This is a genomic window from Mesorhizobium sp. B2-4-12, from assembly GCF_006441575.1.
GTDB lineage: Bacteria > Pseudomonadota > Alphaproteobacteria > Rhizobiales > Rhizobiaceae > Mesorhizobium.
On sequence record NZ_VFVC01000023.1, the window covers coordinates 65388 to 88955 of the forward strand.

Consider the following 23568-nt stretch of genomic DNA (forward strand, 5'->3'; position numbering starts at 1 on the left):
ATCAATTGCGCTGCAGCCGCGCCCTTAGAGCGATTCAGTGACTGCGTGAGACGCCGAACCGCTCCAAGTATCTGTTTTTTCGCATCGCTTGCGTTGGACGCGGTGTCGAAGCGTTCTGAGGAGTTTCCTGCCGATCCGTGGACCCGCGTTTCCGCCACCCCCAAACAGACTTCCCATTTCGCGTTATGCGGCCTTCGGCCGGTCGGCCATCAAGCAGCCTTCTTCATGCGTGCCAGCGTATCCGCCACGACCTCGCCGAAGGAGGATGGTGTCGGCACGATGACGACGCCGGCCTCCTTCAGGATTTCGACCTTCTCCTGCGCCGACTCGCCGAAGGCCGAAATGATGGCGCCGGCATGGCCCATGCGGCGGCCTTTCGGCGCCGAAAGGCCGGCGATATAGGCGATCAATGGCTTGCGCATGCTGTCGCGCGCCCAGATCGCGGCTTCGGCTTCCTGCGGCCCGCCGATCTCGCCGATCATCACCACGGCATCGGTCTCGTCATCCTGTTCGAACAGCCTCAGAATGTCCTTGAAGGACGAGCCGTTGATTGGATCGCCGCCGATGCCGACGCTGGTTGACACACCAATGCCGAGCGCCTTCATCTGCGAGGCGGCCTCATAGCCGAGCGTTCCCGAGCGGCCGACAATGCCGATGCGGCCGGGCAGGTAGATCGAACCGGGCATGATGCCCATCAGCGCCTGTCCCGGCGTGATCATGCCAGCGCAGTTCGGGCCGACCAGCCGCATGCGGTCCTCGAAGCGGTAGCGGCGCATGTAGCGCTTGACCTGCATCATGTCCTGCGAGGGGATGCCGTCGGTGATGCAGACGCAGAGTTTTATCCCCGCATCCGCCGCCTCCATGATCGAATCAGCGGCGAAGGGCGGCGGCACGAAGACGATGCTGGCCTCGGCGCGGGTTTCGCGCACCGCGCCCTTGACCGTGTTGAAGACGGGCAGGCCGAGATGCGTCTGGCCGCCCTTGCCGGGGGTGACACCACCGACGAGCTTGGTGCCATAGCGCTTCATGTCCTCGGCGTGGAAACTGCCGATCTTGCCGGTGAAGCCTTGCACGATAACGCGCGTGCTGCGGTTGAGCAGGATTGCCATGGTTTCGACCTCCCTCAGGCTGCTTTTCTCTCGTTGGCCGCACGCCATGCGGCGACGGCCTTTTCGGCGGCTTCGGCCAGCGTGTCGGCGACGATCACCGCCTCGCCGGAATCGGCCAGGATGCGGCGCCCTTCCTCGGCCTTGGTGCCGGAGAGCCGCACAACCAGCGGCACGGTCACGCCAACCTCACGGATCGCCTTGACGACGCCTTCGGCGACCCAGTCGCAGCGGTTGATGCCGGCGAAGATGTTGACGAGGATGGTCTCGACATTCTTGTCGCCAAGCACGGCGCGGAAGGATTTCGCCACCCGCTCGGGCGAGGCGCCGCCGCCGATGTCGAGGAAGTTGGCCGGCTCGCCGCCGGCGATCTTGATCATGTCCATGGTTGCCATCGCGAGGCCGGCGCCATTGATGATGCAGCCGATGTTGCCGTCGAGGCCGACATAGGAGAGGCCGCGGTCGCTGGCGAAGGTCTCGCGCGGGTCTTCCTGGCTCTTGTCGCGCAGTTCGGAGATTTCCGGCCGGCGGAACAGCGCGTTCTCGTCGAACGACATCTTGGCGTCGAGCGCGACCAGGTTGCCGTCGCGTGTCACCACCAGCGGATTGATCTCCAGCATCGAGGCGTCGTAGTCGCGGAACACCTGGTAGCAGCTGAAGATGGTCTCGGTCGCCTTGCCAATCAGGCTGTCCTCCAGCCCGAGCCCGAAGGCGATCTCGCGCGCCTGGAAGCGCTGCATGCCGACGCCGGGATCGACAGTCGCGCGGATGATGGAATCAGGTTTTTTCTCTGAGATGTCCTCGATCTCCATGCCACCGGCGGCCGAGGCCACGATCATGACGCGTTCTTCCTTGCGGTCGAGCACGAAGCCGAGATAGAGCTCCTGGGCGATGTCGACCGCTTCCTCCAGATAGAGCCGCGAGATCAGCTTGCCGCGCGGACCGGTCTGCTGGGTCACCAGCTTGCGGCCTAGCATCGCTTCGGCGGCGCTCGAGATCTCCTCGTCATTCGTGCACAGCTTGATGCCGCCGGCCTTGCCGCGCGCGCCGGAATGAACCTGCGCCTTCAGCACCCATTTGCCGCCGCCGATCTCGCGCGCCCGGTAGGTCGCCTGTTCGGGGCTGTAGGCCAGCCCGCCGCGCGGCACATGCACTCCGTGACGGGCGAGCAGTTCCTTGGCCTGATATTCGTGGATGTCCATTGTTATCCTCCCGTAAACTCATCCGTGGCGACGCGCGACTCTCGTCAGCGAGCAGGTTGGCCGGCGCGTTCGATGGCTTCGTTGACCACCAGGACGTTCCTCGCCATGCGCTCCGACGCGGCGTCGATCATCTTGCCGTCGAGGGCGGCCGCTCCCTTGCCGAGCGCCTCGGCCTCCTTCAGCACCTCGAGGATGCGCCTGGCGCGCGTCACCTCCTTTTCCGGAGGCGAGAAGACGTCGTTGGCGAGCGCGATCTGCGAGGGGTGGATCGCCCATTTGCCTTCGATGCCGAGGGCAGCGGCGCGCTTGGCTCCGGCGACATAACCCTCCGGATCGGAGAAGTCGCCGAACGGCCCGTCAATGGCGCGCAGGCCGTAGGCCCGGCAGGCGACCGTCATCCGCGAGAGCGCGAAATGCCACTGGTCGCCGGGATAGTCGGGGTTGAGGCCGCCGATGTTGACGGTACGCGCCTTGCAGCTTGCCGCATAATCGGCGACACCGAAATGCATCGCCTCCAGCCGGCCGGGTGTCGCGGCAATGGCCTCGACATTGGCCATGCCGAGTGCGGTCTCGATCAGCGCTTCGAGACCGACGCGGGTCTTGAAACCCTTGGCCATCTCGATCTGGTTGACCATGGCCTCGACCATATAGAGGTCGGCCGGTACGCCGACCTTCGGCACCAGTATCGTGTCCAGGCGGTCACCGGCCTGTTCCATCACGTCGACCACGTCGCGGTACATGTAATGGGTGTCCAGACCGTTGATGCGCACCGAGACGGTCTTGCCCTTGGCGCGCCAGTCGATGTCGTTGAGCGCCTGGATGATGTTCTTGCGGGCGCGTTCCTTGTCGGGCGGGGCGACCGCGTCCTCGATATCGAGGAAGACGAAGTCGGCGGCGCTGTTCGCCGCCTTGTCGATCATTTCCGGGCTGGAGCCGGGAACCGCCAGTTCGCTGCGCTGCAGCCGCAATTTCTTAAGGTGGTTGATGGTGTGGCTCATCGTTGGCTCCCTCTCACGCCGCTTCGGCGACCGGCATCTGCGCCGAGGCGCGGAAGTGCTGTATGGCCGCGCCGACGCCGGAGCCCGGCGCCAGCCGCACGCCGCAATCGAGCAGCGCCATCTCGGCCGCCGAAAGCGAGGCGAGCACCATGACCTCGTTCAACCAGCCGAGATGGCCGATGCGGAACACCTTGCCGAACACCTTGTTGAGGCCGCCGCCGAGCGACGTCTGGTAGGTGCCGTAGGCGCGCTTGACGACGTCGCCGCTGTCGATGCCTTCCGGAACCAGGATGGCGCTCACCGTATCGGAATGCCATTTCGGCGCCTTGGCGCAGAGTTTCAGGCCCCACGCGTCGACCGCCTTGCGCACGCCTTCAGCGAGACGATGGTGGCGGGCGAAGATGGCGTCGAGCCCTTCGTCCTCGATCAGGTCGAGCGAGGCACGCAGGCCGCGCAGCAGCTGCGTCGCCGGCGTGTAGGGGAAATAGCCGGCATCGTTGGCGCGGATCATGTCCTCGAAGGAGAAGAAGCAGCGCCGGTGGGTGGCGGTTCTCGAAGCGACAAGCGCCTTTTTGCTCACCGACAGGAAGCCGAGACCGGCGGGCAGCATGAAACCTTTCTGCGAGCCGCTGACCGCGCAGTCGACGCCCCATTCCTCCTGACGGAAGTCGATCGAGCCGATCGACGACACGCCGTCGACGAAGAGGAGGGCAGGATGGTTTGCCTCATCGAGTGCGGCGCGGCAGCCAGCGACGTCGCTGGTCACGCCGGTCGCCGTCTCGTTCTGTGTGCAGAAGACGGCCTTGATGCGGTGCGCCTTGTCAGCCTTCAGCCGCTCCGCGTAAAGCTCTAGCGGCACGCCGGTCCCCCATTCGCAGTCGATGGCATCGACTTCGAAGCCGAGGCGCTCGGCCATGTCGACCCACAGATGCGAGAACTGGCCGAAGCGCGACATCAGCACGCGGTCGCCGGGGCTGAGCACATTGGTCATCGCCGCTTCCCAGGCGCCCGTGCCCGAGGATGGATAGATGAAGACGCGGCCGTTCTCGTTCTTGAAGACGCGCTTGATGTCCTCGAACAGTGGCAGCGTGAGATCGGGGAAGGACGCGGCGCGCATGTCCTCCATTGGCAGGTTCATCGCCTGCCGGACCTGTTCGGGGATGTTGGTCGGCCCCGGAATGAAAAGATGGGTGAAACCGGCCATGGTGCGAACTCCTCCTGATCAAGCAAAGCGGTGACGGAGAGTTTCGTTTCGATGGCGAATGGAAGCCACACCTTGGCGGGTAAGATCTTGCCGCGTGCGGGTGGGACTGGCCTACCCGTTTGGCCTACCCGAAAGGCTGTTTCTGGGTACGCTTCTCGCGCGCATAGAGCGCTACGGCCATCGCCCGGTTGCGGACGTCGAGCTTGTCGTAGAGATTCTTGAGGTGGTATTTCACCGTGTTCTCGGAAATGCCCGTCCGCGTCGCGATCTGCAGATTGGTCCAGCCGTCGGAGAGCACCGCCAGCAGCTCGCGCTCGCGGACCGTGAGCAGCGCCAGCGGCGTGTCGTTGACCTTGTTGATGTCGATAAAGGGGATGCAGATGCGCCCGTGCGCGACGGCCAGCATCGTCTCGAAGATGATGGCCGGATCGTCGAACTGAAAGCAGTAGCCCTGGGCTCCCAGCCGCACGCACTGCTTCAGGATGCCGATGTCATGGTCGTTTGAAAACACCGTTATGCGCACATCAAGCTTGCGGCCCTGGACCTCGGCCAGAACATCCGCGCCATCCATGTCGGAGAGCTTCCAGCCGATGACGGCGACGTCGAATTCGCCCGCCATTGCCAGTTCCAGGAAATGCTTGCCGCTTTGCACCGAGCCCAGAAGTTCGAAACGCCCGTCGCATTCGAGCATTTCGCGCAGGGCCGATATGACGAGCGGATTGCGTTCGGCGACGACCACGCGAACGCGCCGCTCTTCGATTGCCTTGTCCGGTTTCTGCGAGCTGATCTTCAAGGGTTTCCGGCTGTTCGGGTTTCGGCCTGGGCGGTCCAGCCGATGCGTGGACCTGCATCATGACAATTCTGACCCAATTGCATAGGGGTGCTCTTTCCCCAGCGACATGCGCTGTCGCGCCGCCTGAACACCAAGCCCATCTTGTTCTCGTGAATTCGACAGGTTCCGGGCTCGACTGCCAGCACCACATCGGCGCAAGTCATCGCCAATGGAAAGTGTCCGTTTCATTCAGGATTTCCGTGGCTTAGAGCAACAGGTTGCGAACTCGAATCATGCTGTGCCCTATCTCTCTTTTTGTTTCAGCGTCGGACCCAAAACCGGTTTCCACTTTTCAAGATCATGGTCTAGACCTGACAGGCACCTTTTCGGGATTCTGATGGCGGGAGGCGCTGGTGGAAGACCAGGACAAGCAGACGACCTCCGCCAAGGCGGCTGACGAGGTCCACGCCGACATCTATGGCGAGCACGGTGCGGTGCTTTCGTCCTTCCTTGCCCAGATCGGGGCTGCGATCGCCGACCGCGACACGCTGACCCTCAAGCGTGAAGTCGACCATCTGCACCAGTCGGAACTCGGCGACCTGATCGAGGCGCTGCATCCCGAACAAAGGCGGGCGCTGGTCGAACTCCTGGGCGCCGATTTCGACTTTTCCGCGCTGACCGAAGTCGACGAGGCGATCCGCATGGAGATCGTCGACAACCTTCCGAACGCGCAGATCGCGCAGGCGGTGCAGGAACTCGATTCCGACGACGCGGTCTACATTCTCGAAGACCTTGAAAAGGAAGATCAGGACGAGATCCTGTCGCAGTTGCCGTTCACCGAACGCATCAGGCTGCGCCGCTCGCTGGACTATCCGGAAGAGACCGCCGGGCGGCGCATGCAGACGGAGTTCGTCGCGGTGCCGCCGTTCTGGACCATCGGCCAGACGATCGACTACATGCGCGAGGATAAGAACCTTCCCGACCGCTTCAGCCAGATCTTCGTCATCGATCCGACCTTCAAGCTGCTAGGGGCTATCGACCTCGACCAGATCCTGCGCGCCAAGCGCGCGGTCAAGGTCGAGGAAGTCATGCACGAGACGCGCCACGCCATCCCGGCCACGATGGACCAGGAAGAGGCCGCGCGGGAGTTCGAGCAGTACGACCTGCTTTCGGCCGCCGTCGTCGACGAGAACGAGCGGTTGGTCGGCGTGCTGACCATCGACGACGTCGTCGACGTCATCCAGCAGGAAGCCGAGGAAGATCTCCTGCGCATGGGCGGCGTCGGCGACGAGGAGCTTTCCGACACCGTGCTTGCGACCTCGCGTTCGCGCGTTCCTTGGCTGCTGGTCAACCTTGTCACGGCATTCCTGGCGGCATCGGTGATCGGCCTGTTCGACCACACGATCGAGCGGATCGTGGCGCTCGCCGTGCTGATGCCGATCGTGGCCGGTATGGGCGGCAATGCCGGTTCGCAAACCATGACCGTCACCGTGCGGGCGCTGGCGACCAAGGATCTCGACATCTACAATGCCGCCCGCATCATCCGCCGCGAAGTGGGTGTGGGCTTCATCAATGGCATCGTCTTTGCCGTTCTGATCGGCATCGTCGCCGCCGCGTGGTTTCGCGATCCCAATCTCGGCGGGATCATAGGAGCCGCCATGATCATCAACATGTTCGCGGCCGCGCTTGCCGGCATCCTGATTCCTCTATTGCTCGACCGGTTCAAGATCGACCCGGCCGTGGCGTCGGCGGTCTTTGTCACCACCGTCACCGACTGCGTCGGCTTTTTCGCCTTCCTCGGCCTCGCAAGCTGGTGGTTCGGCGTCAGGTGAACGGGCTCAATTGACTTTTACGTAAATGCCGTGCGAGGCTTGCGTGGGGTGTCTTGTCGATTCCGGCGAGGCGAGGGTTTGTTGCGGAACAGAGGGCGACGCATGGCGTTCCTCCGGGATTCCGGCACGGAGTGACAATGCGGGAATATTATTCAATCACCGAACTGACCCGGGAATTCGACGTATCGACGCGGACACTGCGTTTCTACGAGGACGAGGGACTGGTGCAGCCCGTGCGGCGCGGCCGCACGCGCCTGTTTCGTCCCTCCGACCGTCATCTCATCCGGCAGATCATGCGCGGCAAAAGGCTCGGCTTCTCGATCAACGAGATCCGCGAGATCATCCAGATGTACAAGGAGCCGCCAGGCGAGGTCGGGCAGCTCAAGCTGATGATCAAGCGCATCGAGGAAAAGCGCGAGGACCTCCGGCAAAAGCGCCGCGACCTCGAGGAGACGCTGGCCGAACTCGACCAGGCCGAGGAATCCTGCGTCGAGCGGCTGGTGGAGCTGGGCGTGAATACGTGAACAGACCCATCACAGCTACCTTGGCGATTCGCCGAGGCGTTCCAAATTTCGTCATCCTTGGGCGTAGCGACGGGAAGCGGAGTGAAGACCCAAGGATCCATGCCGTTACCTTGACCGTAGAGTGCCACGGGGCAGAATTCTGAACCGTTGCAACGCCTTAACGTCACGGCATGGATCCTAGGGTCTGCGCGCGTCGCTTCGCTCCTTGCTCCGCCCTAGGATGACGAAGTGAGGGCGGTCTTCGGCCAATCGGAATGCGATCCGCTTGCGCTGCTCCAGCAGCCTGTCATTACAGAGCCAGGCGACGCTGCCTCAAATCCAGCGTCGCACCCGTTTGGCGTAGTCGCGGTATTTCTTGCCGAACTTCGCCGCCAGGATCTTTTCCTCGCCCTCGATCGCAACCTTCTGCGTAACAAACGCGGCGATGAAGGCAAACAGGAAGAACCAGGCTATCCCCGACACGAAGGCGACGCCGATCAGCATCAGGGTGAGTGCCAGGTAGATCGGGTTGCGGGTGATGCCGAACGGACCCGAGGTGACGAGATGGTCCGGCAGGGCGGTGGGGCTGAGTGTGGTCTTGGCCCGCATCATGGCGCGGATAGCGGTGACCCAGAGCGCCGCGGCGCCGAACAGCGCCACCCAGCCGGCCGCGAACAGGATGTCGCCCAGAAGATCGTCGATCCAGGGCAAGGGGTAGAGCATGCCGAGGATGACGCTGATAGCGATGGCCGCGGCGTAGATCACCGGTGGCCAAGGTATCACTCCGGGCTTCGGCTGGCTGTCGGTCATTGCGTTCCTCCCTCCGTCATCTTGTCCTCGGTCTTGGCGGTGCACATGCCGGCAAGATCGGACAGATGGGCTCTCCAATCGGCAGTCTGGTCGTTGTTGTAGAGCCGATCAAGAGAGGCCTCGCCTTCGAGCGTATCGAGCATGCAGCCGCAATAGCTCGAACAGAAGGTTGCATCACGCGTCTGCTCGCACGAGCGCTGGCAGGTTTTCAGGAAATGGACCTGCGGGGTTTCGACCTGGGCCGGCATGACTTGCGAAAACAGCCAGACACAGCCGATCAGCAGCGGCTGGTGGATCAGGTAGAAGGCGAGGCTGTGGCGGCCGATGAAGACCAGCGGACTGGCCCAGCGGCCGGGCACCAGGCTCGCCAGGCGCGCTCGCATGCCGGAGGCGGAGGCGAGTTTCGTCACCCCGATGCCGATCAGCACCGCGCCGAACCATGGAAACAGCGGAACGTAGTCGTTGGAACGCGGATTAATTGCCGACAGGCCGATCCACCACAGCCAGGGATGGTCCAGGGCCTCGAAGCGCAGGTAGACGGGCGCCGCAACGACGAGCGCGGCAACGACGAGCGTCAGCAGCGCGGGCAGCCGCAGGAAGGCAAGCCCAAGCAGGCTGGCAAGCGCGATCTCGTGCAGGATGCCGAAGAAGATAAAGCCATCGGGCGTGGCGATGCGTGTGACGACCGAAATGGCTATCGCCGCGCCCGCGATCATGGCGAACCGCTTCCAGAAGCCGTTCCAGCGGATCTGCTTGCCATGTGCGAGGTAGAGGCTGACGCCGACCAGGAACAGAAAGGTCGAGGCGATGCAGCGCGCGTAGATCTTCCACCAGCCGAAGGCGGTAAGGCCCGGATCGGTGTAGCCGAAGAACTCCAGGTCCCAGGTGAAGTGGTAGCTCGCCATGGCCAGCAGCGCGATGCCGCGAACGACGTCGATGACGGCGATGCGCTTCGATGACTCCGGAACGGGTGCGGTCGGCGTATGGATGGTCATGGTCTCGCGATCTGATTCAGCCCCGCCCGAGGACTATCACGGTTCAACCAGACAGAAGAAGGCCGGGACCGTCGGCATAGCGCCGCGCCGCGCCGGCCGTTTCGGATCACGCTTTAGGCCAGCGCCGGAAAGCCTTTGACCAGCTTCGTTTTTCACCGCACGCGCGTCGGTTTCCTCTTATTGGCACCGAAATCGCCAAGGCAGATTTGGCCGGTGATTCTGCTTTGGGGAAGCAATGTCCATCCATGTGCGCCATCCGATCTGGCTCCCGGCCCTCAAGGCCGCGGATGCGCGCACCTTCGCTTCGCTCTATGCGGTCGAGTCCTTCGCCCGCGCCACGGTGTCGAGCGTCATCCCGATCCAGGCCTACGAGATCCTGCACAATGAGCAGATCGTCTCGATCCTCTACACGATCGTTGCGCTGCTCGGCCTGTCGGTGACCTTGTTCATGCCGATGCTGATCCGCCGCTTTGCGCGGCGCTGGGTCTACACCGCCGGCGCCTGCCTGCTCGCCATCGGATCGCTGTTCTTCGTCACCCACACGCTTGCCGGACAACTGGCCGGCATGCTGTGCCGCGTCATGGGCGCCAGCGCGTTGTCGATCACACTCAATCTCTACATCATGGACCACATTCGCAAGACCGACTTCATGCAGGCCGAATCGCTGCGCATGGCGTGGTCGATGTTCGCCTGGACCGGTGGGCCGACACTCGGCATCTTTCTTTACGCGCATTTCGGCATCTATGCCGCGCATGGCGCGGTGGCGGTGTTCGCCGCGATCTTGCTGGCCCTGTTCTGGTTCTATCGGCTCAGCGACAACCAATCGATCCAACCGGGCAAGACGCGTCCGGTCAATCCGCTCGCCAATATCGGCCGCTTCGTCGCGCAGCCGAGACTGAGGCTCGCCTGGCTGATCGCCTTCGGCCGCTCCTGCTTCTGGACGACGTTCTTCGTCTATGGACCGCTGTTCATGGTGATTACCGGCGAGGGCGAACTGGCCGGTGGCTTGCTGGTCTCGGCCGGCAACGCGCTTCTGTTCATGGCCATCTTCTGGGGCAAGGCCGGAAAGCGCTTTGGCGGCCGCAAGACCATGACCTTTGCCTATTTCGCCATGTCGGCCACACTTCTGGCGGCAGGTGCGATCGGCGAGAGCGCGCCGCTGCTCACCGGCGCCTTCCTGCTTTGCGGCGCCTTCTTCACCATTGCGCTCGATGCGCTGGGTTCGACCGCTTTCATGCGCTCGGTGCGCTCCTATGAGCGCGCGCAGATGGCCGCGGTCTATCGCACCTATCTTGATTTTTCCGAGTTGACCCCGCCGCTGGTCTATTCCGTCGTGCTGGCGTTCTTCGGGCTGGGCTCGGTATTCGTCACGCTCGGCCTGCTGGCGGCGTTTTGCGGCTTCATGACCTGGCGCTATCTGCCGAAGTCGCTTTAGCCGGCCTTTATAATTCTACTCCGGCGGACATCTGTCGCGATTTTGGGCTTCCGGGTACCAATAGGCCAAATGCGGCACAAGCAAACTGATCTCGACATGGCGCATTCGCAATGGTCGCCGGCGGAATTTGGTTTGCCGGGCGCGTCGATTCTGCCTATAGTCCAGACTGTCGTCGGTTCCGTTTTGGAGCCAAGAGGGAATACGGTGCGGGCTGAGTTGTTGCCCAATGCCGTGGCTGCCCCCGCAACTGTATGCGGTAGTCCTCTCCATAAGCCACTGAAGATTTTTCTTCGGGAAGGTGGAGAAGGGCGCTGATCCGCGAGCCAGGAGACCTGCCGGCGACAGGAAACTGACTTCAATGCCCTCGGGTGGAGGGTGAAAGGACAAGATATGAATACCGCTTCCGTCTCCCTCGGCGCCTCCGTCTCCTCGCAGTCGCGCCTCATGCAGCTTGCGCTTGCCGCGCTGCTCGGCATTTTCGTCGTTGGCTTTGTCGGCTTTTCGCATATCGATGCGGTCCACAATGCCGCCCACGATTATCGCCATTCGATGGCGTTTCCCTGCCACTGACGAGGATCTGACATCATGAACCTGTTTCGCAACGTCGTGTTCATCGCGGCGATCGCAGGGCTCGTGGCCGGCGTCGTTCTCGCCTGCATGCAGGCCTATGCCACCGTGCCGCTGATCCTCAAGGCTGAAGTCTATGAGCAGGCCGGCGGCGGCCACCATCACGACCACACCGCACCGGCAGCAGCAGACACCAACGCCATGAGCACTGCCGCGCCGGCAGGATACGCCATGAGCCCTGTCGCGCCGGCACCGGCTGAAGCAGCTGCCCCGGCGTCGGAAGACGAAGGCTGGGCTCCGGCCGACGGTTTCGAGCGTTTTGGCTTCAGCGTGCTTGCCAATATCGTCACTGGCATCGGCTTCGCGCTGGTCCTGGTGGCGGTCTCGGAATTCGCTGGCGGCATCGGCAATTGGCGTCAGGGCGTGTTCTGGGGCCTGGCCGGCTTTGCCATATTCACACTGGCGCCCGGCCTCGGCCTGCCGCCGGAATTGCCGGCCATGCCGTCGGCGGATCTCACGCAGCGCCAGATCTGGTGGGTGGCGACCGTGGTCGCGACCGCCGTGGGGCTAGGCCTGATCGCATTCCGCAAATCGCTGCCGCTTGCGATCCTTGCCGTCCTGCTGATTATCGCCCCGCATGTCATCGGCGCGCCGCAGCCCGACAGTTTCGAGACGCCGATCCCGGAGGGTCTGCATCATCAGTTCGTGGTGGCGGTGACGCTGACCAATCTGGTGTTCTGGCTGGTGCTCGGCGCCGCCGTCGGCGTGGTGCGCGGACGCTTCACCGGCACCGCCACCAGCCTGCGCGACAGCTTTGCCTGATCGCAGCAAGCTGACCTTCATCATCGGTGGTGCGCGCTCCGGCAAGAGCGCGCACGCCGAAATCCTGGTGACGGCTTTGCCCTCGCCATGGATCTATATCGCCACAGCCGAAGCCTATGACGACGAGATGCGTGAGCGCATCGCGCTGCACCGTTCGCGGCGCGTCGACGGCTGGACGACCATCGACGCGCCACTCGACCTTGCCGGTGCGCTCGAGGCTTTGCCCGACAACCAGCCGGTGCTCGTCGACTGTCTGACGCTATGGCTGACCAATCACATGCTGGCCGAACACGATATCGCAACCGAGTGCCGTCGGTTGGCGGACGTGTTGTCACGGCCGCGCGGCCCGTGGTTCGTGGTGTCCAATGAAGTCGGGCAAGGCATCGTGCCGGACAATGCACTGGCGCGCCGGTTCCGCGATGACGCGGGACGGCTCAACCAGCAGGTCGCGGCGGTCGCCGATACGGTGCTGCTGATGGTGGCGGGGCTGCCGCTCAAGGTGAAATGACATGACGGAAGACAAGGATGCGGAGCGCCATCGCGCCAAGATGGCCAAGCGCAAGGCGGTGCAGGATGCCGAGGTGGCGAGCAAAACGGCCGAGAAGGGGCTGCTGATCGTCAATACAGGCCCGGGCAAAGGCAAGACGACAGCCGCTTTCGGTCTGGCGCTGCGCATGCTCGGCTATGGCAAGCGGGTCGGCGTCGTCCAGTTCATCAAGGGCAAATGGCACACCGGTGAGAAGGATGCCTTCGCTGCTTTCGGCGACCGTGTCGTCTGGCACGCGATGGGCGAGGGCTTCACCTGGGAGACGCAGGACCTGAAGCGCGACATCTCGGCCGCAGAGGCCGCCTGGGCCAAGGCTCTGGAGTTGATCGCCGATCCTTCGATCAGCCTTGTCGTGCTCGACGAGCTCAACATCGCGCTGCGCTATGATTATCTCGATCTCGACAAGGTTGTCGCTGCGCTGAAGGCGCGGCGCGAGGGACTGCACATTGTCGTCACCGGACGCAACGCCAAGCCGGCGCTGGTCGAGGCGGCGGATCTGGTCACCGAGATGGGAGTCACCAAGCACCACTTTTCGGCAGGCGTGAAGGCGCAGCAAGGCATCGAGTTCTGAGAGTTTTGCGGGCTGTGTGCGAGGCGTTCGGTAAATAGCCTCGCTGATTCCGTCACGCCACGATGGCAATCACGGAGACCACCCCGAACAGCGCAATCAGCAGATAGTCGGCAACGCGGTAGAGTTTCAGCGCCCGCCTGATGTCGCCGCTGTCGGCTTCGCGACTGCCGCCTTCGCCCATGAAGACATCGTCGACCACCACGCCGCCATAGCTGCGCGGTCCGGCGAGCGCGAGGCCAAGCGCTCCGGCCATGGCCGCTTCCGGCCAGCCGGCGTTGGGCGAACGGTGCTTTTTGGCATCGCGCCACACCGCAGTCCAGGCGTTGCGGGGATCGGCTTCCTTGACCAGGAAAGCAGCCAGCACGATTAGCAGAGCCGTCAGCCGCGACGCCGGCAGATTGATCCAATCGTCGAAGCGCGCCGCCGCCCAGCCGAACGCCTCGTGGCGCGGGGTGCGGTGGCCGATCATCGAATCGGCGGTGTTGGCCGCCTTGTAGGCAGCACCCCCTGCTAGCCCGCCGACGCCTGTCCAGAAGGCGGGGGCGACGATGCCGTCGGAAAAATTCTCGGCCAGGCTTTCGATCGCCGCGCGGCAGACGCCGGCCCTGTCGAGCGTCTCCGGGTCACGACCGACGATTCGCGAGACGGCGACACGGCCCATGGCGAGGCCACCCGAGTCGAGCGAGTCCGCCACGGCCTCGACATGCTCATACAGGCTCTTCTGCGACAGGAAAGACGTCGCCAGAAGGGCGGCAATGATCAGTCCCAGGGGAACGAACCAGAGCAGAAGGATCTGCACGCAAAGGCCGATCGCCGCCGGTACCAGCACGATGACCAGAAGCGCCCGGACGCCGCGTTGGCGACGCAGCGCGTCGGGATCAGTGGCGCGGTTGAGCCTGCGATCGAGAAAGGATATCAGGCTGCCGAACCACGTCACCGGATGACCGATGGCGCGAAACAGCCAGTCCGGATAACCCAGGACAAATTCGACGGCCAGTGACAGGAAAGCGATCAGGACTGACATGAAGCTTCTTGAAGGAGCAGTGGACCATGGTGGAAGTCTTGGCCGGGCGAGGGCGCTTTTCCCCAACGCCTTGCTGCCTTTCGTCGACCTCTCGACCGGTATCAATCCGCACTCCTACCCGCTTTTCGACTTGCCCGCCACCTCGCTGTCGCGTTTGCCGGAAGCAGGCCGCGGGCGCGAGCTGACGGAAACCGCGGCCCGCACCTACGGCGCGCCGTCGCCAGCCCACGTCGTCGCGGCGCCCGGTACCCAAATCCTGTTGCCGCGCGTGGCATCGCTGGTGAGGCCCGGCAAGGCATTGGTGCTGGGGCCGACCTATGCCGAACACGCCCGGGCGGCGGCGATCGCCGGGCACGAGGTGACCGAAGTCAGCGATTTTGCGGCGCTCGCCGACGCCGACCTTGCCATCATCGTCAATCCCAACAATCCGGATGGGCGCGTCATCGAGCGCGACCGGTTGCTGGCGCTGGCCGGGGGACTGCGCGCCAAGGGCGGCCTGCTGGTCGTCGACGAGGCGTTCATGGATGTCGGCCCGCGCGAACACAGTCTGGCCGGCGATGTCGGGCAGGGCGGCATCGTCGTGCTGCGCTCGTTCGGCAAGTTCTTTGGCCTGGCTGGCCTGCGGCTTGGATTCGCGCTTTCCGATACGCCGACGGTGGACCTGCTGGAAACGCAATTCGGCCCATGGGCTGTTGCCGGCCCGGCGCTGGAATACGGTGTCCGAGCGCTCGCGGATATCGGCTGGCAGGACGCGATGCGGACATCGCTCGCGGAGGCATCGGCACGGCTCGACGCGCTGTTCGGCCGCTTCGGCGTGCCCGTGGCGGGCGGCACTATGTTGTTCCGCTATCTCGGCCTAGCGGATGCCGCAGGCCTGTTTTCCGCGCTTGGCGAGCGCGGCATCCTGCTGCGGCATTTCTCCGACCGGCCGCATGTCCTGCGCGCAGGCCTGCCGGGGAATGAGGAAGAATGGCGTCGGCTCGAATCCGCTCTTGCCGGCTGGGCTTCGCGGCGCGACGATGGCGCCAGGGAGATCGCGCGATGATGATCCATGTCTGTTCGCTGGCAAAGGTCGAGGAAACGGTGGCGAGGACCGGTGCCGATCGCCTGCTGTCGCTGCTCGCCGCCGGAACCGAGGTGGTGCGCCCGGCCTCGATCGCCAGGGAAAACCATCTGCACCTGGTCATGCACGACATTGCGATAGCGCAGGACGGCATGACCATGCCGGGGGAGGATCACGTGCGCAACCTGCTCGATTTCGCGCGCCGGTGGGACCGTGCAAGGCCGATGGTGGTGCATTGCTATGCAGGCATCAGTCGTTCGACCGCCTCGGCTTATATCATCGCCGCCGCCCTGGCGCCGAAACGTGACGAGGCCGAATTGGCTCAGACATTGCGGACGCTGTCCCCCTCGGCGACACCCAATCCGCGCCTGATTGCCGTGGCGGATGCACTGCTTGATCGCAATGGCCGCATGATCGAGGCGATCCTGTCGATCGGCCGTGGCGCCGACGCCTTCGAGGGTACGCCTTTTGCGCTGAAGATCGACGCTTAGGAGACTATCTAAGCCACTCCGCGAGCTTTGCCTTGCGCACGTCCTTGAGCAGGCTGATGAACCCTTCGGCCTGATATTCTGCCGTCAAGCGTCCTTTTTCGGCTGTCGCGATGCTGGCGTCGCCGACCACGCCGTTCGGGTTCAGGTCGCTGGCGAGCCAGGCAAAGGCGTGCGTGCCGGTGTGGCGCAGCAGCGAGAATTCCTTCTCGGCGCGGGCGACGTTGGAAACGAAATTGTCGGCCCTGCCCATGTCGACAAGGTCCGGCCGGAAATGCAGCATCAGCGAAGTCTCGACATCGCCGCCATGGATGCCGTGACGATCCTCGAGCTCGGTGTACATGCCGGCCGGCCGGCCAAAGCGCTGCCAGCTCGTCTTCACCACCAGCATCTTTTCGCGCACGCGCAATTCACGCGTGATGATGCCCATGATCTCCTCATTGCCGCCATGCGAATTGACGACGACGAGCTTGCGCACACCGGCGCGCGCGACCGACAGGCCAAGCTCGGTCCAGGCCTCGACCAATGTCGTTGCCGGCAGGGTGAGGGTGCCCGGCGCGTGCAGATGCTCGTTCGACTTGCCCACCGCCTGCACCGGCAGGATGCGGATGTCGAGATCGTCGGGCAGACCCGAAATGACCGTGTCGAGCATGCCATTCATGATCGAGGTGTCGGTCGAGACAGGCAGATGCGGCCCGTGCTGTTCGATCGCCGCAACCGGCAGCACGGCGATCGTCGTCTCGGGATCGACCGAAGCATATTCGGTGGTCCGGTAGTCACCCCACCAGACGCGTCTTTTTGTCTTGTCCATTTTGACCTCGAAGAAACTGAAGCACGTCGGCCCCGCCCCTCAGCCTTACCCTCTCCCCGTGAAAAACGGGGAGAGGAGGACGCTAACGTCGCAGCTTCTCCCTTCTTCCCGTCACTATACGGGAAGAAGGTGCCGGCAGGCGGATGAGGGGCGGCGCCAGCCTTTGATAGTTTGACTTTAGACCATCGGCCAGTCGATTCGTAGCGCGGCGCTTCTCATCCGGCGGCGATTGCCTCGACCTCGACCTTGAATTCGGGCCTGGCAAAGCCGGAAACGATCATCAGCGTCGAGGCCGGCGCCGGGCTCGAAAACAGCCGGTCGCGGACATCCATATAGGGCCGCAAATGTGCGCGGTCGGTGACATAGGCATTGATTCTCACGATGTCCTGCAGTCCCAGCCCCGCCTCTCCGAGCACCGCCGCGAGGTTGCGGAAGCAGAGCTCGGCCTGGGCGCCGGCGTCCTCGGGGATTTGGTCGTCCGCCGTGATGGCGACCTGGCCCGAGCACAGCACCAGCCGCTTGCCCGCTGGCACCTCGACACCGTGGCTATAGCGGGCAAAGGGCGGCTTGATCGACTTGGGGGTGAGAAACTTGAACATGGCAATCTCCGGTTTGCCGTCAGCCTGGGACGGGTTTCATTACAGTTTCAAGATGGCGGTGCACAGCTTCAAGATGGCGGTGCATGTCGCCGGTGCGATTGTGGACAGGCGTTCAAAAAATGGGCACGATGCCTCCGGTGCAGCACGACCTTTCCGGCTTTCGCAGATGGCTGTGGTGCAGGCGGGCGGGTCCCGGCGTGAGACGCCAGTGGCATGTGTCTTGCTTCTTGAATCTTTGGTGTCGAGCCTGGCGCGCGGAGCGCCGGAGCAAACAAAGGGTGGTGTCGATGTACGGAAAACAGAAGGTCTCGATGGGCGTGGTAGCCTTGCTGGCCGCCAGCACGCTGGGGGCCGCGGCGAATGAGAAAGTCACCTTCGGCACCAACTGGCTGGCCGAGCCGGAACATGGCGGATATTACCAGGCCGTGGCCGATGGCACCTATGCCGCCTGTGGCCTCGATGTCACCATCATGCAGGGCGGCCCGCAGGTCAGCGGCCGGCCGATGCTGCTGGCCGGCAAGATCGATTTCTACATGGGCGGCAATCTGCTGTCGGCCTTCGATGCCGTCCAGCAGGGCATTCCGATGCGCGTCGTGGCGGCCGACTTCCAGAAGGATCCGCAGGTCATCATGTCACACCCCGGCGAGGGGCTCGACAAATGGGAGGATCTGAAGAACGCCGACCAGTATATTCTGGGCGACGAGGGCGTGCAGACCTTCTTCCAATGGATGGTCATCGAGCTCGGCTTCGATGCCGCCAAGCGCGTGCCTTACACCTATAACACCGCTCCCTTCATCGCCAACAAGAAGTCGATCCAGCAGGGTTACGTCACTTCAGAGCCGTTCGCGGTCCAGAAGGCAGGCGGCTTCGTGCCGAACCAGTTCCTGCTGGCCGACTATGGCTGGGACACCTATTCGACGACGATCGAGGTGATGCAGGACACGATCGACAAGAAGCCGGAGGTGGTCCAGTGCTTCGTCGATGGCTCGGCCAAGGGCTGGTACAAATATCTCTACGGCGACAACAAGGCCGCCAACGACCTGATCAAGAAAGACAATCCTGACATGACGGACGAGCAGATCGCTTTCTCGATCGAGCAGATGAAGAAGTTCGGCCTTGCCGATTCCGGCGACACCGAAAAACTCGGCATCGGCGCCATGACGGATGCGCGGATCAAGAGTTTCTACGACAAGATGGTCAAGGCCAAGGTCGCACCCGGCGGCATCGACATCAAGAAGGCCTACACGCTGGCCTTCGTCAACAAGGGCGTCGGGCTCGAGCTAAAGAAATAGGCCGGGGTCCGGCATGATAAGGGAAAAGGTGGCGCAAGCGCCCGCGAACGCGTCGGACGTCGCTCCGGCATTGCTGGCATTGCGCGGCGTCGGCAAGGTCTTTTCCAACGGCGTGACGGCGCTGAGCGATGTCGATCTGACGATCCGGGAAGGGGATTTCCTCAGCCTGCTCGGGCCGTCCGGCTGCGGCAAATCGACGGCGCTGCGGCTGATCGCCGGCCTCTCGACGCCGACCTCCGGCGTGCTTGACTGGCGCGGCGGCGGTTCGCTCGATCGCGCCAATATCGGCTTCGTCTTCCAGGAACCGACGCTGCTGCCCTGGGCCAGCGTCTTCGACAATGTCTGGCTGCCGCTCAGGCTGAAAGGCATCTCCCGTGCCAAGGCTGCTCCGGCGATAACGGAGATGCTGGCACGGGTCCACCTGACCGGTTTCGAGGATGCGGTGCCGCGCGAACTGTCCGGCGGCATGAAGATGCGGGTCTCGATCGCGCGCGCCATGGTGACCAGGCCGCGCGTGCTGTTGATGGACGAGCCCTTCGCCGCGCTCGACGAGATCACCCGCTTCAAGCTCAACAACGACCTGCTGGAACTGTGGCAGGACGAGCGCTTTACCGTCGTCTTCGTCACCCACAGCGTCTTCGAGAGCGTGTTTCTCTCCAATCGGGTGGTCGTCATGGCGGCGCGGCCGGGCAGGGTCTTCGACGAACTTGCGATCGAGGCATCCTATCCGCGCGATGAGGTGTTTCGCACCTCGCCAGATTATGCATCCCTTTGCCGGCAAGCCTCGGACGTGCTGGTCAATGCCATCAATTCAACAGCAGGCTCGCACCATGACGGCCATTGACGAGCGGGCGATTAAGCTCGACCCGGAGGAAGCGCGCCGGGTGCGCCAGGAGCGGCTCGAGCGGATCGGCCGCTGGGTGCTGCCGCTGGCGATCATGATCCTGGCCATCTGGCTGTGGGATCGCATCTGCGTGTGGAACGCGATCCCGCAATATATCCTGCCGCGTCCCGGCGTGGTGCTGTGGACGCTCTACAACGATGCCGGCCTGCTGTTCTCGGCACTGCTGGTCACCTTGCGCATCACCTTCCTCAGCTTGGCTCTCGCCGTTGTCGGCGGCGTCGGGCTGGCGGTTTTGTTCGCGCAATCGAAATGGGTGGAGATGTCGTTCTTCCCGTTCGCCATCGTGCTGCAGGTGACGCCGATCGTGGCGATCTTTCCGCTGATCAACATCTATGTCGACAACCAGACGACCAAGCTTCTGCTGTGCGCCTGGATCGTCGCCTTCTTCCCGATCCTGTCCAACACCACGCTCGGCCTCAACTCCGTCGACCGCAATCTGCGCGATTTGTTCAAGCTCAACGGCGCGACCCGCTGGCAACAGTTGCGCTATCTCAGGCTGCCGGCGGCGATGCCGTATTTCCTCGGCGGATTGAAGATCGCCGGCGGCCTGTCACTGATCGGCGCCGTAGTGGCCGAGTTCGTCGCCGGCGCCACCGGCCAGTCGTCTGGGCTTGCCTCGCGCATCATCGAGGCGGGCTACCGGCTCAATGCGCCAAGGCTGTTCGCGGCGCTGTTCCTGATTTCGCTGACGGGAATCCTGATCTTCCTGGTGCTGTCCCTGATTTCGCATCTCATTCTGCGGCGCTGGCATGAGAGCGCACTGAAGCAGGAGCGGTAAGGAATGTTCAGGCCGGAGACACCGCGAACAGACGTGCGCAGACATCGCGAACAGTTTTACACCGCCGCATCCTTCGGTGGTCGTCACGGCATGGATCCTCGGGTCTACGCGTCCGCTTCGCTCCCGCTCCGCCCGTGGATGACGAAGGACGGGAAGGCAAATGCAAATCGCCAATGCTGGAGATTTGTAGGAACCCCGGTATCTTCGACGTTTGCGATTGGCGGCGGCATCCTTTCTCTTCGTCATCCTAGGGCAGAGCGGGAGCGAAGCGGACGCGTAGACCCTAGGATCCATGCCGTTTCCTCCGAGCTCGACGGCAGCGCAAGATTGTTCGCGATGTCTCCACACGCCTGTTCACAAGATCTCCAGTCCAAACGCCGCCTTGAGGGGACGGTGTTACATTGGACAGAGGGAGATAGGGCTTGATCCCGACATCTGGTTCTTATCACCTCGCTAATGTTCGGCTTCATCAGTCGCTCACGCCCGACCTAGCTGCAACCTTCGACAGCGATGGCTTTGCGCTTGCCGACATTACCGTCGCCGACGGCAGGATTTCCAGCATCGCAGCGCGTGACCGCGCAACGGCGCCGGTCGACGCGGTCGATCTTGGCGGGCGTATCATTCTGCCCTGTTTCGTGGACTGCCACACGCATATCGACAAGGGCCATATCTGGCCGCGAAAACCCAATCCCGACGGCACTTTCATGGGCGCGTTGAATGCCACCGGCACCGACCGCGCTGCCCGCTGGAGTGCGCACGATGTTGCGCGGCGCATGGATTTCTCGCTGCGCTCGGCCTACGCGCATGGCACCAGGGCGCTGCGCACCCATCTCGACAGCGTCGCGCCGCAGGAGGAGATCTCCTGGCCGGTTTTCGAATCGATGCGCGAGACATGGCGCGGCCGCATCGAATTGCAGGGCGCCTGCCTGCTCGGCATCGAGGGCGTGCGCGACAGGAAATGGTTCGACGGGCTGGCGAAACGGGTTGCCGCCGCCAAGGGCGTGCTCGGCGTCGTCACCTATATGGTGCCGGATCTGGAAGAGCTGCTCGACCATGTCTTCGCGCAAGCGATCGAGCATGGGCTCGACCTGGACTTCCACGCCGATGAGACCGACGACATCGCCGCCATCTCGCTGAAGAAGATCGCCGAGGCCGCACTCTGGAACGGCTTCGAGGGCAAGATCCTCGTCGGCCATTGCTGCTCGCTGGCGCGTCAGCCCGATCTTGAGGTGCTAGACACGCTGGACAAGGTGGCCAAGGCCGGGTTGGCGGTAGTCTCGCTGCCGATGTGCAATCTCTATCTGCAGGACCGGCGGACCGACCACACGACACCACGCTGGCGTGGGGTGACGTTGCTGCACGAGATGAGGGTGAGGGGCATTCCGGTCGCGATCGCTTCCGACAACACGCGCGATCCCTTCTATGCCTATGGCGATCTCGACATGCTGGAGGTCTACCGCATGGCGACGCGCATTCTGCATCTCGACCATCCGGTCGCCGATTGGCCGCAAGCGGTCACCGCGACGCCGGCGAGCGTGATGCGGCTCGACGGCTTCGGCACGCTTGCCGCCGGCGGCGATGCCGATTTCATCCTGTTCAAAGGTAGGAGCTGGACGGAATTGCTGTCCCGGCCCGAATCGGATCGCATCGTTGTGCGCGCCGGGCGCGCGATCGACCGGCAATTGCCCGACTATGCCGAACTCGACGAACTAATGGTGGAATGATGGATATTTCGGCGCTCAAGCGCGATCTCGACGGGATAAAACTCGACGACAATCCGGCCATCGTCCAGCAGAAGAGCCGCGACTTCTACTGGTACAGTCCAGTACTGAAACAGCAGCTCGACCACGTCACCGGCGACCTGATCGTGACGCCGAAGGACGAGACCGAACTGATCCGTGTGCTTGCCGCCTGTCACCGGCATGGCGTGCCGGTGACGCCGCGCGGCAGCGGCACCGGCAATTATGGGCAGGCGATGCCGCTTTCGGGAGGCGTGGTGCTCAACCTCGCCGAAATGAACGAGATCAGGTCGATCGGCCCGGGCCGCGTGGTGACCGGACCAGGCGCGGTGCTGGCCGACATCGACAAGGCAGCGCGCGCGCATTCCGGGCAGGAGCTGCGGTTGTCGCCCTCCACCTACAACACCGCCTCGATCGGCGGCTTCATCGCCGGCGGTTCGGGCGGCGTCGGCTCGATCAATTTTGGCGGGTTGCGCGATTTCGGCAATGTGCTGCGGCTGCGCGTGGTGACGATGGAGGCCGAGCCGAAAGTACTCGAACTCGCCGGCGAGGATCTGCACAAGGTGACCCATGCCTACGGCACAAACGGCATCATCTCGGAGGTCGAGATGCCGCTGACCGCGGGCTATGAGTGGGTCGATGTCATCGTCGGCTTCGACAGCTTCATGGGCGCGGCGCGCTACGGCAACGCGCTTGCCCGCCAGGATGGCATCCTGACCAAGCTGATCACGCCGATATCAGCGCCGGTGCCGCAGCTCTATTTCAAGCGGCACCAGAAGTTTTTCAGGGAAGGGCAAAGCATCTGCGTCGTGATGGTGGCGCGGCATGGGCTGGATGCCTTCCTTGCCTTCACCCGGCGGGTCGACGGCGACGTGATCTTCAACGCCGCCGTCGCAACGCCGGACGAGAAGAAGGGCTTGCCGCCGGCCTACGAGCTGGCCTGGAACCATACGACGCTGAGGGCGCTGCGCGTCGACCCCGACATCACCTATCTGCAGTCGCTCTATCCCTTTCCCAACCAGCTGGAGCTGGTCGAGAAGATGGACGCGATGTTTCCAGGCGAAGTCTTTTCGCATCTCGAATTCGTGCGGCTGGACGGCAACATCACCTGTTTCGGCCTGCCGCTGGTCAAGTTCACCACCGAGGCGCGGCTCGACGAGATCATCCGGCTGCATGAGGAGAATGGCTGCCCGATCTTCAACCCGCACCGCTACACACTGGAAGAGGGCGGCATGAAGCAGACGGATGCGGTGCAGCTCGCCTTCAAGCGCGAGACCGATCCGCAAGGCCTGCTCAACCCCGGCAAGATGATCGCCTGGGAAAACCCGGACTACGACTATCGTTCGGGCCGGACTTTTTTGTTCAAGGGGCTGCAGAGGGTGGGATGAGGAGAGGTTCGCGCGCGTCCACCCCCCTCTGGCCTGCCGGCCATCTCCCCCTCAAGGGGGGAGATCAACTGTCGCCTCGGCTTTCGCCAATCACCAATGCCAGAACGGAAGGGAAGCG

The 23568-nt window shown here is 63.5% G+C and carries 25 protein-coding genes and 1 riboswitch; of the genes, 15 read left to right on the forward strand and 10 right to left on the reverse strand.

Annotated features, from left to right (window positions below; all coding sequences use genetic code 11):
• Positions 1-209 precede the first annotated feature (209 nt).
• The 5 genes from sucD to FJ934_RS15600 form a co-directional block, all read right to left on the reverse strand.
• Positions 210-1109: a succinate--CoA ligase subunit alpha gene (gene sucD / locus FJ934_RS15580; protein ID WP_140610494.1), complete on the reverse strand. Its 900-nt coding sequence runs from the start codon at positions 1107-1109 to the stop codon at positions 210-212.
• 14 nt (positions 1110-1123) lie between these two features.
• The gene (locus FJ934_RS15585; protein WP_140610495.1) at positions 1124-2308 is read right to left on the reverse strand and encodes a malate--CoA ligase subunit beta; all 1185 of its coding nucleotides are present in this window, start codon (positions 2306-2308) and stop codon (positions 1124-1126) included.
• Between the two features lie 44 nt (positions 2309-2352).
• On the reverse strand, positions 2353-3306 hold the full coding sequence (locus tag FJ934_RS15590; protein ID WP_140610496.1) for a CoA ester lyase: 954 nt from the start codon (positions 3304-3306) through the stop codon (positions 2353-2355).
• Between the two features lie 13 nt (positions 3307-3319).
• Positions 3320-4510 carry an aminotransferase class V-fold PLP-dependent enzyme gene (locus tag FJ934_RS15595; RefSeq protein ID WP_140610497.1) on the reverse strand — a complete coding sequence of 397 codons (1191 nt, stop codon included), beginning with the start codon at positions 4508-4510 and terminating at the stop codon, positions 3320-3322.
• Positions 4511-4634: 124 nt separating this feature from the next.
• Positions 4635-5303, reverse strand: a complete 669-nt coding sequence (locus FJ934_RS15600) for a response regulator transcription factor (RefSeq protein WP_140610498.1) — start codon at positions 5301-5303, stop codon at positions 4635-4637.
• Positions 5304-5695: 392 nt separating this feature from the next.
• On the opposite strand from FJ934_RS15600, the gene mgtE reads away from it, so the two are divergent.
• Positions 5696-7114 (forward strand): magnesium transporter, encoded by a 1419-nt coding sequence (gene mgtE, locus FJ934_RS15605; RefSeq protein ID WP_140610499.1) that lies wholly within the window; start codon positions 5696-5698, stop codon positions 7112-7114.
• 137 nt (positions 7115-7251) lie between these two features.
• Positions 7252-7638, forward strand: a complete 387-nt coding sequence (locus tag FJ934_RS15610; RefSeq protein ID WP_006203215.1) for a MerR family DNA-binding transcriptional regulator — start codon at positions 7252-7254, stop codon at positions 7636-7638.
• A gap of 312 nt (positions 7639-7950) precedes the next feature.
• Here FJ934_RS15610 and FJ934_RS15615 read toward each other — a convergent pair whose 3' ends face one another.
• Entirely contained in the window at positions 7951-8427 is a 477-nt protein-coding gene (locus tag FJ934_RS15615; protein WP_140610500.1) for an isoprenylcysteine carboxylmethyltransferase family protein, read from the reverse strand.
• Positions 8424-9422: a DUF1624 domain-containing protein gene (locus FJ934_RS15620; protein ID WP_140610501.1), complete on the reverse strand. Its 999-nt coding sequence runs from the start codon at positions 9420-9422 to the stop codon at positions 8424-8426. Before FJ934_RS15620 ends, FJ934_RS15615 begins: the two co-directional genes overlap by 4 nt.
• A gap of 235 nt (positions 9423-9657) precedes the next feature.
• Here FJ934_RS15620 and FJ934_RS15625 point away from each other — a divergent pair, with 235 nt between their 5' ends.
• The 5 genes from FJ934_RS15625 (at position 9658) to cobO (ending at position 13364) form a co-directional block, all read left to right on the forward strand.
• A complete protein-coding gene (locus tag FJ934_RS15625; RefSeq protein WP_140610502.1) occupies positions 9658-10857 on the forward strand; it encodes an MFS transporter in 1200 nt (399 codons plus the stop codon).
• 156 nt (positions 10858-11013) lie between these two features.
• Positions 11014-11212: riboswitch (cobalamin riboswitch) on the forward strand.
• Positions 11213-11247: 35 nt separating this feature from the next.
• Positions 11248-11427 (forward strand): CbtB-domain containing protein, encoded by a 180-nt coding sequence (locus tag FJ934_RS15630; RefSeq protein WP_140610503.1) that lies wholly within the window; start codon positions 11248-11250, stop codon positions 11425-11427.
• A 15-nt stretch (positions 11428-11442) separates the two neighbouring features.
• On the forward strand, positions 11443-12246 hold the full coding sequence (locus FJ934_RS15635) for a CbtA family protein (protein ID WP_140610504.1): 804 nt from the start codon (positions 11443-11445) through the stop codon (positions 12244-12246).
• Positions 12239-12754 (forward strand): bifunctional adenosylcobinamide kinase/adenosylcobinamide-phosphate guanylyltransferase, encoded by a 516-nt coding sequence (gene cobU / locus FJ934_RS15640; RefSeq protein ID WP_140610505.1) that lies wholly within the window; start codon positions 12239-12241, stop codon positions 12752-12754. The genes FJ934_RS15635 and cobU overlap by 8 nt, the downstream gene beginning before the upstream one ends.
• 1 nt (position 12755) lies before the next feature.
• A complete protein-coding gene (cobO, locus tag FJ934_RS15645; protein WP_140610506.1) occupies positions 12756-13364 on the forward strand; it encodes a cob(I)yrinic acid a,c-diamide adenosyltransferase in 609 nt (202 codons plus the stop codon).
• A 52-nt stretch (positions 13365-13416) separates the two neighbouring features.
• On the opposite strand, the gene cbiB is transcribed toward cobO, so the two are convergent.
• Positions 13417-14388, reverse strand: coding sequence for an adenosylcobinamide-phosphate synthase CbiB (gene cbiB, locus FJ934_RS15650; protein WP_140610507.1), 972 nt, complete (start codon positions 14386-14388; stop codon positions 13417-13419).
• Between cbiB and cobD the strand changes: the two genes are divergently transcribed.
• Positions 14387-15433 carry a threonine-phosphate decarboxylase CobD gene (gene cobD / locus FJ934_RS15655; RefSeq protein ID WP_140610508.1) on the forward strand — a complete coding sequence of 349 codons (1047 nt, stop codon included), beginning with the start codon at positions 14387-14389 and terminating at the stop codon, positions 15431-15433. The two genes, cbiB and cobD, sit on opposite strands and share 2 nt — an antisense overlap.
• Positions 15433-15942, forward strand: coding sequence for a tyrosine phosphatase family protein (locus tag FJ934_RS15660; protein WP_140610517.1), 510 nt, complete (start codon positions 15433-15435; stop codon positions 15940-15942). Before cobD ends, FJ934_RS15660 begins: the two co-directional genes overlap by 1 nt.
• Before the next feature lie 4 nt (positions 15943-15946).
• Here FJ934_RS15660 and FJ934_RS15665 read toward each other — a convergent pair whose 3' ends face one another.
• Positions 15947-16750 carry a creatininase family protein gene (locus FJ934_RS15665; protein WP_140610509.1) on the reverse strand — a complete coding sequence of 268 codons (804 nt, stop codon included), beginning with the start codon at positions 16748-16750 and terminating at the stop codon, positions 15947-15949.
• 215 nt (positions 16751-16965) lie between these two features.
• On the reverse strand, positions 16966-17349 hold the full coding sequence (locus FJ934_RS15670; protein WP_140610510.1) for a RidA family protein: 384 nt from the start codon (positions 17347-17349) through the stop codon (positions 16966-16968).
• On the opposite strand from FJ934_RS15670, the gene FJ934_RS15675 reads away from it, so the two are divergent.
• The 6 genes from FJ934_RS15675 to FJ934_RS15700 all read left to right on the forward strand — a co-directional run bounded on the left by FJ934_RS15675 (position 17342) and on the right by FJ934_RS15700 (position 23450).
• Positions 17342-17713, forward strand: a complete 372-nt coding sequence (locus tag FJ934_RS15675; RefSeq protein WP_140610511.1) for a hypothetical protein — start codon at positions 17342-17344, stop codon at positions 17711-17713. The genes FJ934_RS15670 and FJ934_RS15675 overlap by 8 nt on opposite strands.
• Positions 17637-18641, forward strand: coding sequence for an ABC transporter substrate-binding protein (locus FJ934_RS15680; RefSeq protein WP_140610512.1), 1005 nt, complete (start codon positions 17637-17639; stop codon positions 18639-18641). The genes FJ934_RS15675 and FJ934_RS15680 overlap by 77 nt, the downstream gene beginning before the upstream one ends.
• A 13-nt stretch (positions 18642-18654) precedes the next feature.
• Positions 18655-19485, forward strand: a complete 831-nt coding sequence (locus FJ934_RS15685) for an ABC transporter ATP-binding protein (protein WP_140610513.1) — start codon at positions 18655-18657, stop codon at positions 19483-19485.
• Positions 19472-20323: an ABC transporter permease gene (locus tag FJ934_RS15690; RefSeq protein WP_140610514.1), complete on the forward strand. Its 852-nt coding sequence runs from the start codon at positions 19472-19474 to the stop codon at positions 20321-20323. Before FJ934_RS15685 ends, FJ934_RS15690 begins: the two co-directional genes overlap by 14 nt.
• Positions 20324-20745: 422 nt before the next feature.
• Positions 20746-22047 carry a cytosine deaminase gene (locus tag FJ934_RS15695; RefSeq protein WP_140610515.1) on the forward strand — a complete coding sequence of 434 codons (1302 nt, stop codon included), beginning with the start codon at positions 20746-20748 and terminating at the stop codon, positions 22045-22047.
• Positions 22047-23450, forward strand: coding sequence for an FAD-binding oxidoreductase (locus tag FJ934_RS15700; RefSeq protein ID WP_140610518.1), 1404 nt, complete (start codon positions 22047-22049; stop codon positions 23448-23450). The genes FJ934_RS15695 and FJ934_RS15700 overlap by 1 nt, the downstream gene beginning before the upstream one ends.
• Positions 23451-23568: the final 118 nt, after the last annotated feature.

Coding starts and splice junctions, on each gene's coding strand:
- FJ934_RS15700 (WP_140610518.1), top strand. CDS start 22,047: ATGGATATTTCGGCGCTCAAGCGCGATCTCGACGGGATAAAACTCGAC.
- FJ934_RS15585 (WP_140610495.1), bottom strand. CDS start 2,308: ATGGACATCCACGAATATCAGGCCAAGGAACTGCTCGCCCGTCACGGA.
- FJ934_RS15670 (WP_140610510.1), bottom strand. CDS start 17,349: ATGTTCAAGTTTCTCACCCCCAAGTCGATCAAGCCGCCCTTTGCCCGC.
- FJ934_RS15660 (WP_140610517.1), top strand. CDS start 15,433: ATGATCCATGTCTGTTCGCTGGCAAAGGTCGAGGAAACGGTGGCGAGG.
- FJ934_RS15680 (WP_140610512.1), top strand. CDS start 17,637: ATGTACGGAAAACAGAAGGTCTCGATGGGCGTGGTAGCCTTGCTGGCC.
- FJ934_RS15595 (WP_140610497.1), bottom strand. CDS start 4,510: ATGGCCGGTTTCACCCATCTTTTCATTCCGGGGCCGACCAACATCCCC.
- FJ934_RS15610 (WP_006203215.1), top strand. CDS start 7,252: ATGCGGGAATATTATTCAATCACCGAACTGACCCGGGAATTCGACGTA.
- FJ934_RS15685 (WP_140610513.1), top strand. CDS start 18,655: ATGATAAGGGAAAAGGTGGCGCAAGCGCCCGCGAACGCGTCGGACGTC.
- cobO (WP_140610506.1), top strand. CDS start 12,756: ATGACGGAAGACAAGGATGCGGAGCGCCATCGCGCCAAGATGGCCAAG.
- FJ934_RS15590 (WP_140610496.1), bottom strand. CDS start 3,306: ATGAGCCACACCATCAACCACCTTAAGAAATTGCGGCTGCAGCGCAGC.
- cobD (WP_140610508.1), top strand. CDS start 14,387: ATGAAGCTTCTTGAAGGAGCAGTGGACCATGGTGGAAGTCTTGGCCGG.
- FJ934_RS15625 (WP_140610502.1), top strand. CDS start 9,658: ATGTCCATCCATGTGCGCCATCCGATCTGGCTCCCGGCCCTCAAGGCC.
- FJ934_RS15665 (WP_140610509.1), bottom strand. CDS start 16,750: ATGGACAAGACAAAAAGACGCGTCTGGTGGGGTGACTACCGGACCACC.
- FJ934_RS15630 (WP_140610503.1), top strand. CDS start 11,248: ATGAATACCGCTTCCGTCTCCCTCGGCGCCTCCGTCTCCTCGCAGTCG.
- FJ934_RS15620 (WP_140610501.1), bottom strand. CDS start 9,422: ATGACCATCCATACGCCGACCGCACCCGTTCCGGAGTCATCGAAGCGC.
- FJ934_RS15615 (WP_140610500.1), bottom strand. CDS start 8,427: ATGACCGACAGCCAGCCGAAGCCCGGAGTGATACCTTGGCCACCGGTG.
- cbiB (WP_140610507.1), bottom strand. CDS start 14,388: ATGTCAGTCCTGATCGCTTTCCTGTCACTGGCCGTCGAATTTGTCCTG.
- sucD (WP_140610494.1), bottom strand. CDS start 1,109: ATGGCAATCCTGCTCAACCGCAGCACGCGCGTTATCGTGCAAGGCTTC.
- FJ934_RS15690 (WP_140610514.1), top strand. CDS start 19,472: ATGACGGCCATTGACGAGCGGGCGATTAAGCTCGACCCGGAGGAAGCG.
- FJ934_RS15635 (WP_140610504.1), top strand. CDS start 11,443: ATGAACCTGTTTCGCAACGTCGTGTTCATCGCGGCGATCGCAGGGCTC.